The sequence below is a fragment of the Flavobacterium odoriferum genome (genome assembly GCF_025499515.1).
GTDB lineage: Bacteria > Bacteroidota > Bacteroidia > Flavobacteriales > Flavobacteriaceae > Flavobacterium > Flavobacterium odoriferum.
In genome coordinates this window covers 15,464-29,255 of sequence record NZ_JAMKFA010000014.1, presented here as the reverse complement: position 1 = coordinate 29,255, position 13,792 = coordinate 15,464, and the positions used below count along the sequence as shown (strand labels likewise).

Here is a 13,792-nt window from a genome sequence, read left to right as displayed (position 1 = left end):
TTTAAGGTTAAAGGAAAATAAAATTGAATTTTGAAATTGAACTTGTAATTGAACTTGAATTTGTATTTTTGCCTCGAAATTTTGTATTATGATCGTAATTAAAACCTTAGAAGAAATTGAATTGATGCGCGAAAGTGCTTTGATTGTTTCAAAAACATTAGGAATGATTGCTAAGGAAATTAAACCTGGCGTAACTACTTTGTATTTAGATAAATTAGCAGAAGATTTTCTTCGTTCGCACGGAGCTGAGCCTGCATTTTTAGGAATGTACGGATTCCCAAACTCGCTTTGTATGAGTCCAAATACGCAAGTGGTTCATGGTATTCCGAATAATGTTCCGTTGCAAGATGGCGATATTATTTCGGTAGATTGTGGTGCTTTTAAAAATGGTTTTTATGGCGATCATGCGTATACTTTTGAAGTGGGCGAAGTAGCTCCAGAAACAAAAAAACTACTTCAAGTTACCAAAGAATCGCTTTACGTTGGAATTCGTGAAACTAAGGTAGGCAATCGTGTAGAAGATATCGGACATGCAATTCAACAATACTGTGAAAGTCATGGTTATGGTGTAGTTCGTGAATTATGTGGACACGGTTTAGGTAGAAAAATGCATGAAGATCCAGAAGTTCCTAATTATGGTAAACGAGGTCGCGGAAAAAAATTAGTCAACGGAATGGTAATTGCAATCGAACCAATGATTAACATGGGAACCAAAAACATCAAACAACATAAAGACGGCTGGACAATTACAACTGCCGACGGAAAACCAAGTGCACACTTTGAACACGATGTAGCCATTGTAAACGGAAAACCAGAGTTGTTATCAACATTTGCTTACATCTATGATGCTTTAGGAATTGTGAGCAATGAAGAAGATGGATTGAGACAAAAACCATTAGTACTGTAATGAAAAAATTATTCAAACTTATTCTTAATACCATTCCTCGTCCTATCTTAATTCGTTTAAGTATTGTAGTTCGACCAATTTTAGCTTTTTTATTAAAAGGTAGTCGTTTTACAGATCCTATTGATGGAAAAAGCTTTCGTATGTTTTTACCTTACGGATATGGAACACAGCGAAATAATGTTTTATCGCCAAGCACGTTATCTTTAGAAAGACACCGTTTGTTGTGGTTGTATTTACAAAACGAAACGGATTTTTTTACGGCACCAAAAAAAGTATTACACTTTGCTCCTGAACAAGAATTTTACAAGCGTTTCAAGAAACAATCGAATATAGATTATACAACTACCGATTTATTTTCGCCTTTGGCAGATGTAAAAGCAGATATTTGTAATTTACCTTTTGAAGATAATTCGTATGACATTATATTGTGTAATCACGTTTTGGAACACATTCCTGATGATACAAAGGCAATGCAAGAATTATATCGTGTTTTAAAACCAGGTGGAATGGGTATTTTCCAAATTCCACAAGATTTGTCTCGTGAAGTTACTTTTTCTGACGATTCTATTACCGATGAAAAAGAGCGCGCAAAAATCTTTGGACAATATGACCACGTTAGAGTTTATGGAAGAGATTACTTTGACAAACTAAGAAGCATTGGTTTTAAGGTTGACGAAGTAGATTATACCAAAACAATTGCTCCTGAATTAGTAGAAAAATATTGTTTAGCAAAAGGGGAAATTATTCCGGTTTGTTATAAATAAACTTTACTTAGATGCTGAAATGAATTCAGCATGACAAAAAAATCCATACTTTTTATAAATAAAAAAATCCCGCAATCATTACAATTGCGGGATTTTGAATTTAATAAAAACCTATTTATTCTTCTGGCATTAACATACCAATTACTTTATCTTTAGCTAAATATTTCTTAGCTACATCTTGAAGTTCTTTAACGGTTAAAGCATTCAATTTAGCTTCAAAATCAAATACTTCTTCCGGATTTACTCCATCTGTATATTGACGTTTTAAAACTGCCATCCAATATCTGTTATCTTTCAAACTTTCTTTGTATTCTAATCTTGAGGCTTCTTTAAATTTATCTAAATCTTTTTGCTCTGGACCATTAGTAACCATTTTGTTTAATTCTCTTAAAGCAGATTCAGTAAGTTTTTCTGCATTTTCTGGTCCGCAAGGGAAAGAAATTGAGAAATTATAACTTCCATAAGGCACTTTACTCATGCTTCCTCTTGCTCCTACTCCATACACACCACTTTCGTTTTCTCTTAATTCTTCAACTAATTTAATGGTTAATACTTCACCTAATGCTTTGAAAGCAAATGCTTCTTTAGCATCGTATTTTGTATCACCATAAATCATGATGTTAACTGTACTTTTTGGATCTTTTCCTTTGTTTACTACTTTTTTGTGCGAACCTTTAAGCATTCTGTAACCTAAATCTTTAGCACTTTCTTTGATATTTTTATCAGAAGGTAATGATGCGATATATTTCGCTGCAAAAGCTTCCATTTGCGCTTCATCAAAATTCCCAACAAAGTAGAAATTAAAATCAGCTGCATTTGCAAAACGCTCTTTGTATTTTTTATACGCTAATTCGTAATCTGCTTTATCAAAATCTTCTTCTTTTGGAAAACCTTTATATCTTGGATTTTCTTTATTCAAATACGTGTAAAATTCATTCGAAAAATAAGTTGCCGGTTGCGACATCATGTTTGCCATAAACCCTTTTTGTTTTGAGATGAAACCAGCAAAAGCATCTTTATCTAAATTCAAATCAGTGAAATAAGCGTATGTCATTTGGAATAAATACTCTAAATCTTTTGGAGTAGAAGAACCATTTAATCCTTCATAAACTCCACCAACATAAGGATTTACTCTTGCGATTTTTCCAGTCATGAATTTATTGATATCGTTTTTAGACATTCCAGAAAAACCTGCTTCAGATAAACCACCCATTGCTAATGAAACTTTTGCCATTTCATCATTTGAAAATAAATTTGAACCTCCAAAACTGATTGCTTCAAACATTACTTGGTCGTTTTTAAAATCGGTCTTTTTGTAAACAACTGTTGCTCCGTTTGAAAGTTTTAAAGTAGTAGTTCCAAGCTTAGCATTGCTTTCTTTTGAAACTACACTTCCTTCTTTAACCGAATTTCTCAATAAACTTTCAGAAACTTTTGTTTCCGTGTAAGCAGTTAATTCATTTTTATTTACGGTTAATGAATTTAAAACTTCTTGTTCTGTTGGTTTCACTAAACCATCTTTTTCTGGACCAGTTAAAATAACTACTCTATTATCTTCTTTCAAATATTTAGCAATTAAACCATTTGTATCTTCAACAGAAATGGTTGGCAACATCTTTTTAAAGATATCAAACGTCCATTCGATACTTGGAATTGGTTCTTTTTCTAAGAAATTTGCTTGATATTCTGATACGAAATTTTCAGATTCACTTTTCTCTCTTTCGTTATATTGTCTTTCAATTTGCGATAAAAATTCTGCTTTTGCGCGATCTAATTCGCCTTGGGTAAACCCAAATTGTTTTACTCTTTCATTCTCTTTTACTAACACTTTTAAAGCTTCTAATTGCTTGTCCTGAGCTACCATTGCAAAAGATTGAAATGCTTCTTTAGTTCTTGCCCATGTACCACCATGATACGTATATCCAAAATTAAACGGTGGATTTGGACTGTTTTGTAACTCTTCTAATCTGTTATTTAACATCGTAGAAAAAAGTCCTTTGGCAAGATATTCTTTAAAATCACCAAGAGTTGTAATTTTCTTAGGTTCTGCATAATCTTTATACAATAATTGTACCTGAGCAAATGCTGCTTCTTTATCTGATTCTACAGCTACGAAAGTTTCTTTATGATTAGGAACATCATAAAATTTTCTTTCTTTTTGTTTCTTAGGATTTTTATATTTTCCAAAATGAGCGATAATTTTTTGCTCCATTTCAGCAACATCGATATCTCCAACAACAATAACAGCCATTAAATTTGGGCGATACCAATCTTTATAAAAACTCGTTAATTTATCATACGTGAAGTTTTCTAAAATTTCTTTTTGACCAATAGGAAGACGTTTTGCATATAACGAATTGTACATCATTTTAGGCATAAAACGTCCCATCATTCTTTTGTCAGCACCTAAACCTAAACGATATTCTTCTAAAACAACCCCTCTTTCTTTATCGATTTCTTCTGGAGTTAAAGTGGTATTGAACGCCCAATCTTCGATAATTTGAAACCCTTTTTCTACTTTTTCTTTATCATCTGAAGGAATTGGTAAAAAGTAAACCGTTTCATCAAAACTCGTGTAAGCATTTAAGTGTTGGCCAAATTTTACTCCGATACTTTGAAGGTAATTTACCAATTCATTTTTTGGGAATCGTTTTGTTCCATTGAAACACATGTGTTCCATAAAGTGCGCTAAACCTTGTTGTTCATCTGTTTCTTGAATAGAACCTGCATTAACAACTAAACGTAAATCTACCTTATCTTCTGGTTTTGCATTTTTACGGATATAATAGGTTAATCCGTTTGAAAGTTTTCCGATTTTCACATTTGGATCAGTCGGAATTGGATCTTCAAGCTTGAAATCCTGCGCAAAAAGAAACGCTGGAGCTAAAAGCAATAAAGAAATGGAAAAGTGAAATTTCTTCATAAAATTTGATTTTGTTTGGATAAAATTATCTTTATAACTACAAAATCAAAAGTTTATTATGCAAGTTTTAACAATTAATTTCTTATTTGGAATTAGTCTATAATTAAAGAATTAAAATTATCAGTAGTAAATTGCTGCATTTTATTGTCCGAATCCGAGTACAAAAGCATTACAAACAATTCTGGATGTTTTTGTAAAAATGCTTTACTTTCTTCCAAACTCATTAACATAAAAGCTGTTGCATAACCATCAGACAAACCCGATGATTTTGATAAAACAGTTGCGCTTAACACATTATTTTTTTGTGCTAAACCAGTTTTTGGATTGATGATATGCACAAATTTTTTACCCGTTTTTTCATCAATCATTACTTTACGATAATTGCCTGAAGTTGCCATTCCTAAGTTTTCTAAATTTACTTTGGCAATTAAAGTACGTTCTTCTGGCTTTTGTAATGGATCATCAATGCCAACTACCCAATTTTTATTTTCAATCGTGTTTTTTCCTAAAGCGAATAATTCACCACCAATTTCAACAATCGCATTTTCAATTCCTTTCGATTTTAAATAATTTACAACAACATCAACTGAATAACCTTGTGCAATTGCATTAAAATCGATAAAAGTTTCTTGATGTTTTTTTGAAATGGTTTTATTTGAATTTAATGCAATCTTATCAAAACCTACAAATTGCAACAAACTATCTATTTGTTTTTGAGAAAGATTTTCTTGCTTTTTATTCGGGCCAAAACCGTATGCATTTACTAAAACACCAATTGTTGGGTCAAACAAACCATTCGTTTCTTTATAAATTTGATTTGAAAGTTGGAACGTTTCTGTAAAAAAATCATCTACTACAACTGTTGAATCTCCTGAATTAATTTTAGAAATTTTAGAATCTGGACGATACGTAGAAAGCGATATATCGAAAGCAGTTAACAACGAATCGATTTGATTTTTAGTTATTTTTTCTTCGGTTGAAATGTATTTTACAGAATAGGTGCTTCCTTGTGCTTCACCTTGAATGGTATAAAAATCTGTGGTTTTATCACATGAAACAAATAACACAGCTACAAACAGAAAACTATAAAATCTCTTTAATTCCTTCATAATTTAAAATATAATCTTGATTTTTAAAAACAGGTTTTTCGAAATCTTCTGCATTGGCAAAACCAACTCCGGCATACAATACTTTTGCCTTTTTCCCTTTGGCGTGATTGATGAAGGTTTCCATAAACAACACATCGTATTCGGCAGGATTATCAGGATAAGTAACGGCTTGCACCATCACAAAATGTAAAGTATTCGTAGGTTTATCAACACAAACAAATTGCGGATGTTTTTTCAATTGGCTGTTAATAGCAATGAACTCAAATCCTTGTTTTTCGAGTTCTTTTCCCACGTGATTCATGGCCAAATGATGTAAGTCTTGTAGTGATAATGCTTCCATGATGCAAAGGTAGTTATTTCTTATTGAATGAATATAGAAACACCTTTATTCAGAATTTTTCTTAAAACAATATTAACTAATCAATTAAATACAAAATATATAGTGTTGCATAAAATACAAACACAATAAACAAACACCCTATAATAAAGGAATGTTTGTAATTTACACATTCGTTAATTGGTTTTTTAAATTTTTTAAAGATACAATACACAATACCTCCAACTATTTTAACATGTCCGTATGCCATCCTAGATCCAAAAAAAATTAAACATTAATTTAATATATTTACAAAAATAACAAAAAAACCGACTCATTTCTGAATCGGTTTTGGTATTTAAAATTTGGATTAACCTCCAAAATCGTCAAATCTAATATTTTCTGGATCTAAACCGAAGTCTTCACCCATTTTTTGAACTGCTTTGTTCATCATTGGTGGGCCACAGAAATACAATTCAATATCTTCTGGATTATCGTGTTTTGATAAATAATTATCAATTACCACATTGTGAATAAATCCTACGAATCCGTCACCTTCTCCGTCGATTCCTTCTTTTACTTTCCAGTTATCTTCTGGTTGTGGTTCTGATAAAGCCAAATAGAATTTAAAGTTTGGAAAATCTTTCTCTAACGCTCTGAAATGGTCTGTATAGAACAATTCACGTTTAGAACGACCTCCATACCAATATGTAACTTTTCTTCCTGTTTTAACTGTACGGAATAAGTGATATAAGTGTGAACGCATTGGCGCCATACCTGCTCCACCACCTACATACAACATTTCTGCTTCAGATTCGTTGATGAAGAATTCTCCGTAAGGTCCAGAAACTACTACTGGATCACCCGCTTTTCTTGAGAAAACGTATGAAGAAGCAATACCTGGGTTTACTTTCATCCAATCGTTTGTAGCTCTATCAAAAGGAGGAGTTGCAATACGAACGTTCAACATAATTTTTCTTCCTTCTGCTGGATAAGAAGCCATAGAGTAAGCTCTTTCAACCAATTCATCATTTTTCATGACTAATGGCCATAATTTAAACTTATCCCATTCTGCCTTGAATTTTTCAGGATCACCAGGATGTTCTTCTGGGTGCGCCATAATATCCATATCTGAGAATTTAACTTCACATTTAGGGATTTCAATTTGGATATATCCACCAGCTTCGTAGTGCATATCATCTGGTAACTCAACAATAAATTCTTTAATAAAAGAAGCTACGTTGTAGTTAGAATATACTTTTGCTTCGAATTTTTTGATACCAAAAATTTCTTCTGGCACTTCGATTATCATGTCTTGTTTTACTTTAACTTGACATCCTAAACGCCATCCGTCCGCTAATTCTTTACGTGAAAAGTTAGGTATTTCAGTTGGCAATGGTTCTCCACCACCATCTAACACTTTACATTTACATTGTAAACAAGAACCGCCTCCACCACAAGCTGATGGTAAGAAGATTTTATTATTTCCTAAAGTCGTAAGAAGTGTACTACCTCCACCTACTTCAATTTCGTTTTCACCATTAATTTTAATCTTTACTGCACCCGAGTTTACTAACTTTGATTTTGCATATAATAGCATAAACACCATTAGTAAAATAAGCGCTAAGAAAGCTAAAATCGAATATGTAATTAATTCAAACATAATTTCAATTTTTAATGTTATACTATTATTTAACTACTTGAGTTGAATCAACTTTTACAGAATCTACAGCTACTTGAACTGAATCAACTACAGGAGTTTCAACAACTGCTGGAGCTGGAGTTTCAACTTTAGCTTCTGGCTTTTTGTTTAATGCATTAAGGTCAATTCCACCAAAACTCATAAATCCAATAGCCATTAGACCTGTTAAGATAAATGTAATCCCTAAACCTCTTAAAGGAGCTAATACGTTAGAATATTCCATTTTTTCACGGATAGCAGCTAATGCAACAATGGCAATTAACCAACCAAAACCCGATGCAAAACCGAAAGTTACTACATGACCTAATGAAGAATATGTTCCACCATCAACTCTTTGTTGCATGAATAACGAACCTCCTAAGATAGCACAGTTTACTGCAATAAGTGGTAAAAAGATACCTAATGAGTTGTATAATGAAGGTGCAAATTTCTCAACAATCATTTCTACTAACTGTACCATTGTTGCTACAGAAGCAATAAATAAAATGAAAGTTAAAAAGCTCAAATCTAATTCAGCTAACGATGGATCTAACCAAGCTAATGCACCAGCACCTAAAACATAATGATAAATCAAATAGTTTAAAGGAACAGTTATTACTTGTACAAATATTACAGCAATTCCAAGACCTATAGCTGTTGATACTTTTTTAGAAACTGCCAAAAATGAACACATTCCTAAGAAGTATGCAAAAATCATGTTATCAATGAAAACTGATTTTAAAAATATATTGATATATTCAAACATAGCTATTATTTTTTCTCGATTAATTTCTTGTTAATTCCTCTTTGTACCCAAATTACAATACCTACCATAACTAAGGCCATTGGAGCTAATAACATGAATCCATTATTAACATATCCTGTAGCATACAAACCTGTTTTTTCAACAGAGTTTCCAAGAATTTCGATTCCGAATAATTTTCCTGAACCGAACAATTCTCTAAAAAATGCAACTACTAATAAAATGATTCCATATCCTAAACCGTTTCCTAAACCATCTAAGAAAGAAGGCCATGGTTTGTTTCCTAAAGCAAATGCTTCAAAACGCCCCATTAAGATACAGTTTGTAATAATTAATCCTACGAATACTGATAATTGTTTACTGATATCATAAGCATACGCTTTTAAAACCTGGTCAACCAAGATTACTAAAGCTGCTGCTACAACCAACTGAACAATGATACGGATTCTACTTGGAATTAAATTTCTTAATAATGATACAATTACGTTACCAAAAGCTACAACCGCAGTTACTGAAAGTGCCATTACAAAAGCATTTTTCATTTGAACTGTTACCGCTAAAGCTGAACAAATACCTAATACCTGAACCGTTACTGGGTTATCGTCATTAAATGGATTTGTAATTAATTTAATATTACTTTTTGAAAATAATCCTTCTTTGTTGTTTTCTGCCATGACGATTATTTTTTATTAGATTTTAAATATTTTTCATATGGTTTTAAACCTCTAACTAACATTTCGGTTACACCATTACCAGTTAAAGTAGCCCCAGAAATTGCATCAACTTCACCATCAGCTTTGTTGTCTATTCCTGTATATCCTTTAACTACTTTTAAACCTTGTAAGTTCCCATTAGCGTCAAAAACACTCTCTCCAATAAAACTTTTTTGGAAATAATCTTGAGTAATTTCACCTCCTAAACCAGGAGTTTCAGCTTTATGGTCAAATACAATACCGTCAACTTTTAAGTTTTCGTCAACCGAAACATAACCCCAGATAGCATCCCATAATCCCATCCCTCTTACCGGAATAACATAGAATTTTTTACCATCTTTCTCTGCGTTAAAAATTGGAAATTTCCCTTTTTCTTTAGCTATATCAACTGTAAAAGCGTCTTTACTAATTTCTGTTCCGTTCTCGTCAAAAACCACTTCACTAATGATGTGTTTTTTATATGCTTCCTCAGAAGCGTCTCTTTCTACAGCTACTCCAAACGATTTTAGAATGTACTGCATTTTCTCTTTCTTAATGTTTGCTTCTTGGTCTGGCTTAAGTGCTGTTGCAGCAAAAGCTAATGCAGAAGCTACTAACACTACCATTACAGTCGCAAACAAAAACGTATATCCGTTACTTTCTCTATTCATGACTATGCAGATTTTAATTGTTTAGACTTAGCCAATCTTTTCTTTCTCTTAGAAATGTTTCCATTTACTACGAAATAATCAATTGTTGGCGCTAAAGTGTTCATTAATAAGATAGCCAACATTACTCCTTCTGGATAAGCTGGGTTGAAAACTCTAATCATAATACTAAAGAATCCTATTAATAAACCGTAGATGATTTTTCCTTTATCGGTTTGAGCTGCAGAAACTGGATCAGTTGCCATGAATACAATACCAAAAGCAAAACCTCCAACTACCAAGTGATTGATCCAATCAAAGTTCATTAAAGCTGTTAAACCAACAGCGTTGAACATCATTGCTGTTAATGCTGCTCCAATTACTCCAGAAACCATAATTTTCCAACTACCTACTCCTGTTGCAATTAAAATAAATGCACCAATTAAAATAGCTAAAACCGAAGTTTCTCCAATCGAACCTGGAATAAATCCTAAGAACATATCCATAGTCGAATACGCTACTTCTTTTCCTTGTGCTAATGAACCTAAAATAGTTTCACCTGATACACCATCAATAGTAGTAGCATCGCTAACCCAAATTTTATCTCCCGACATAAATGTAGGATAAGCAAAGAATGCAAACGCACGCGCTAATAAAGCTGGGTTGAAAATATTCATTCCTGTTCCTCCAAAAGCTTCTTTACCAATTATAACTGCAAAAGCTACTGAAATAGCTAACATCCATAAAGGTAAGTCAACTGGCATAACCATTGGAATTAACAAACCAGACACTAAATATCCTTCGTTAACTTCGTGACCTCTAAAAATTGCGAAAGCAAATTCAATACCTAATCCTACTGCATACGATACAATAATCATTGGTAACACTTTCCACAATCCGTGTAAAAAGATATCCATAAATGAAGGTAAAACACCTTCGTTCAATTGAATGAAGTGTTGATAACCTGCATTATAAATTCCGAATAATAATGCTGGAACTAAAGCTAAAACCACAGTAATCATGGTTCTCTTTAAATCTACAGCATCTCTAATATGAGCTCCATGCTTTGTAGTATGATTAGGCACATATAAAAATGTGTCTAACGCATTAATTGCAGGTGCAAATTTTTCAAATTTTTGCCCTTTCTCAAAAGGCTTTTTAATTTGGTCTATTTTATCTCTTAAAAACTTCATAGCTATTATCCTACTTCTTTAATCATTAAATCAAGAGCTTCACGAATGATTTGTTGCGCTTCTAATTTAGATGTGTTAGTATAATCAATTAAAGCAAAATCTTCTGGAGCTACTTCGTAAATTCCTAAGCTTTCCATTTTATCGATATCACTTGCCAAACAAGCTTTTAATAATTGCATTGGAAAAATATCAAGAGGCATAACTGCTTCCATTTCTCCTGTTACAACTAAAGCTCTTTCTTCACCGTTTAAATTGGTGTTAGGTGCATATTTTTTACCTGGCATTAACCATGATAATCCTGTTCTTGATGCACTGTGAACACTTGGCGAAGCAAATGGCATCCAACCAAACATTCTATATGTATTTCCTTCAGGAATAACAGTTACGGCATTGCTTAAGAAACCTAAATTTCCGTCCATTTTTACTTTGGTTCCAGTTAAAACATCTCCAGAAATAACTCTCACGTTATCTCCTTCAATTTTACCAGCAACTAAGTCAGTAATAGCAGCACCAGAAATTACATTATAGTATTGAGCATCTTTAACTTCAGAACCTACCAAAGCCACAGTTCTTGTAGCATTGAATTTTCCAGTTAAAAATAATTCACCAATAGTTGCAACATCTTGAGGCGTTACTGTCCAAACTCTCTCACCTGCATTAATAGGCGAAATTTTTCCAATTTGAACACCAACATTTCCAGCAGGATGTGGTCCATACACTTGGTGTAAAGAAACTCCTTTAACATCTTTGAAAATTGATTTTCCTTTACCCTTTACAGATAAATGAACTTTCCCAGTTGTCAATTTTGCTAAAGCATCGATACCAGCTTGAAAAGCTTGCAACTTGTTTTCTAAAACAAACTCCACATCTGCAGCCAAAGGAGCAGTTGCATAAGCTGAAATAAAAATAGCTTTAGGCGTATCAGCTGAATTAGCAATCACATCATACGGACGTTGATTGATAAATGGCCAACAACCTGAAGCTAACAAATGTGCTTTTACTTCTTCTGTTGATAAATCGTTAGGATTTTTCTTGCTATGCTCAACGAAAACATCTTGAGAATCTGCAGCAATAAGAATCTCTAAAATGACTCTTTTTTCACCACGTTTGATTTCTTGAATTTTTCCGCTTACAGGAGCAACAAACTTAACTTTCTCATCTGATTTAGAATAGAAAATTACTTCTCCCGCTTTAACGTTATCTCCTTCTTTTACTACCATCTTCGGAGTTACTCCGTGGAAGTCAGAAGGTTTAACAGCATAGACTTTCGAGCGAGTGGCATCAGCTATCTTGTGAGCTGCTTCACCCTTCAACTTAAGGTCTAAACCTTTTTTAATTCGAATGTCTTTTGACATATTTTTGAAGATATGATTGTTAAAAATTTACTATAAAACGTGCAAATTTAATCAATTACAACCAACCTAACCAAAATTTAACTCAGTGAATTTATTTATTTATAATTATTCTAAATTAAATAAAAATCTTTGGTACAATTATTCGTGTTTTATTAAAGTTTTAATTATTTTTACCATTCATAACATCAAGACATGAACAGAATAATAAGTGCAATTGCCTTACTTTTTTTTAATTTCAGCTTCTCGCAAGAAGGAATTGAACAAGAACCACCTTTTAACATCAAAACCATTTCGTTTGTTTCAAATAATACAAATGTGATTCCGTTTTTCAAACTCGGAGAATCATTTCAATTACAATTTGACGATTTATATAGTGACGAAGCAGATTATTATTATACAATTACCCAATATAATTACGATTGGTCTGCGCCAACAAATTTATCTAAAGCAGAATATTTAAACGGAATGGACAATCAGCGCATTATTACCTATGAAAATTCGTTCAATACTTTACAATTATATTCACATTACAGACAAGTTTTTCCAAATAAATTCAATCAGATCACAAAAAGCGGAAACTACTTATTCACTATTTTAAATGATGAAAATGAAATTGTGTTTTCGAGAAGAGTAATTATTTATGAAGAAGAAGTAAATGTTGGGTTATTAGTTCGTCGTTCAAGAGATTTTGAAGGCTTAGACGGAAAACAAAACATCGAAATGTCTATCAATTATGGCGACAAAATTTTACAAAACCCAATTCAAAATGTAAAAGTCACCTTATTTCAAAATGGGAATTGGAAAACCAGTATTTCAAATTTAAAACCACAATATACTTTGGGTTCTGAATTAATTTACAGATACAACAAAGAAACACAATTTTGGGGCGGAAACGAAGGATATACAATTGACAACAAAATTATTAGAGCAACAAATAATACTATTGCAAGAGTAACATCTGGTGACAATATTTACAACACCTATTTATATACCAATACGCCAAGAAAAAATCAACCTTACACCTATTTCCCAGATATTAATGGAAACTTTTTTGTACAAAATGCTAATGGTTCAAATTCTGGAATTGAAGCCGATTATTCATGGGTTTATTTTGCATTAGATGCTCCAGAATTTTTAGAAGGTAATATTTATATCTCTGGTATGTTTAACAATTATGCATTGACTGATGATTATAAAATGGAACTAAATAAGAAAGCGGGGTTGTATGAAAAAGCACTTTTAATAAAGCAAGGTTTCACAAACTATCAATACATTCTTACCAATAAAAAAGGAGCAATTGATTTTGAAAACGCAATTGATGGCAATTATTTTCAAACCGAAAACAATTACACCGCAATCGTATACTACAAAGGAAACAACGACAGATACGACAGAGTAATAGGAATTGCCAACACAAACAGCGAGGTTATTCGTAATTAAAT

General features: G+C 32.4%; 12 protein-coding genes. 3 read left to right on the top strand and 9 right to left on the bottom strand.

The window, feature by feature from the left end:
* Nucleotides 1–88 precede the first annotated feature (88 nt).
* Complete coding sequence (gene map, locus M9Q43_RS10995; RefSeq protein WP_262318955.1) at nt 89–907, top strand: type I methionyl aminopeptidase; 819 nt, start codon at nt 89–91, stop codon at nt 905–907.
* Nucleotides 907–1,671, top strand: a complete 765-nt coding sequence (locus M9Q43_RS10990) for a class I SAM-dependent methyltransferase (protein WP_262318954.1) — start codon at nt 907–909, stop codon at nt 1,669–1,671. Before map ends, M9Q43_RS10990 begins: the two co-directional genes overlap by 1 nt.
* 115 nt (nt 1,672–1,786) lie before the next feature.
* Here M9Q43_RS10990 and M9Q43_RS10985 read toward each other — a convergent pair whose 3' ends face one another.
* From M9Q43_RS10985 to M9Q43_RS10945, 9 genes are all read right to left on the bottom strand, one after another.
* Entirely contained in the window at nt 1,787–4,594 is a 2,808-nt protein-coding gene (locus tag M9Q43_RS10985; RefSeq protein ID WP_262318953.1) for a M16 family metallopeptidase, read from the bottom strand.
* 92 nt (nt 4,595–4,686) lie between these two features.
* Nucleotides 4,687–5,703: an FAD:protein FMN transferase gene (locus tag M9Q43_RS10980; protein WP_262318952.1), complete on the bottom strand. Its 1,017-nt coding sequence runs from the start codon at nt 5,701–5,703 to the stop codon at nt 4,687–4,689.
* On the bottom strand, nt 5,678–6,043 hold the full coding sequence (locus M9Q43_RS10975) for a Na(+)-translocating NADH-quinone reductase subunit F (RefSeq protein ID WP_316044635.1): 366 nt from the start codon (nt 6,041–6,043) through the stop codon (nt 5,678–5,680). Before M9Q43_RS10975 ends, M9Q43_RS10980 begins: the two co-directional genes overlap by 26 nt.
* A gap of 346 nt (nt 6,044–6,389) precedes the next feature.
* Nucleotides 6,390–7,682, bottom strand: a complete 1,293-nt coding sequence (gene nqrF / locus M9Q43_RS10970) for an NADH:ubiquinone reductase (Na(+)-transporting) subunit F (protein WP_262318951.1) — start codon at nt 7,680–7,682, stop codon at nt 6,390–6,392.
* A 25-nt stretch (nt 7,683–7,707) separates the two neighbouring features.
* Entirely contained in the window at nt 7,708–8,466 is a 759-nt protein-coding gene (nqrE, locus tag M9Q43_RS10965) for an NADH:ubiquinone reductase (Na(+)-transporting) subunit E (RefSeq protein ID WP_262318950.1), read from the bottom strand.
* Nucleotides 8,467–8,471: 5 nt separating this feature from the next.
* Complete coding sequence (locus M9Q43_RS10960; RefSeq protein ID WP_262318949.1) at nt 8,472–9,137, bottom strand: NADH:ubiquinone reductase (Na(+)-transporting) subunit D; 666 nt, start codon at nt 9,135–9,137, stop codon at nt 8,472–8,474.
* A 5-nt stretch (nt 9,138–9,142) separates the two neighbouring features.
* Nucleotides 9,143–9,826: an NADH:ubiquinone reductase (Na(+)-transporting) subunit C gene (gene nqrC / locus M9Q43_RS10955; RefSeq protein ID WP_262318948.1), complete on the bottom strand. Its 684-nt coding sequence runs from the start codon at nt 9,824–9,826 to the stop codon at nt 9,143–9,145.
* Between the two features lie 2 nt (nt 9,827–9,828).
* On the bottom strand, nt 9,829–10,995 hold the full coding sequence (locus M9Q43_RS10950) for an NADH:ubiquinone reductase (Na(+)-transporting) subunit B (protein ID WP_262318947.1): 1,167 nt from the start codon (nt 10,993–10,995) through the stop codon (nt 9,829–9,831).
* A 5-nt stretch (nt 10,996–11,000) separates the two neighbouring features.
* Entirely contained in the window at nt 11,001–12,350 is a 1,350-nt protein-coding gene (locus M9Q43_RS10945; RefSeq protein WP_262318946.1) for a Na(+)-translocating NADH-quinone reductase subunit A, read from the bottom strand.
* Nucleotides 12,351–12,542: 192 nt separating this feature from the next.
* Between M9Q43_RS10945 and M9Q43_RS10940 the strand changes: the two genes are divergently transcribed.
* Nucleotides 12,543–13,790 (top strand): type IX secretion system plug protein, encoded by a 1,248-nt coding sequence (locus tag M9Q43_RS10940; protein WP_262318945.1) that lies wholly within the window; start codon nt 12,543–12,545, stop codon nt 13,788–13,790.
* Nucleotides 13,791–13,792: the final 2 nt, after the last annotated feature.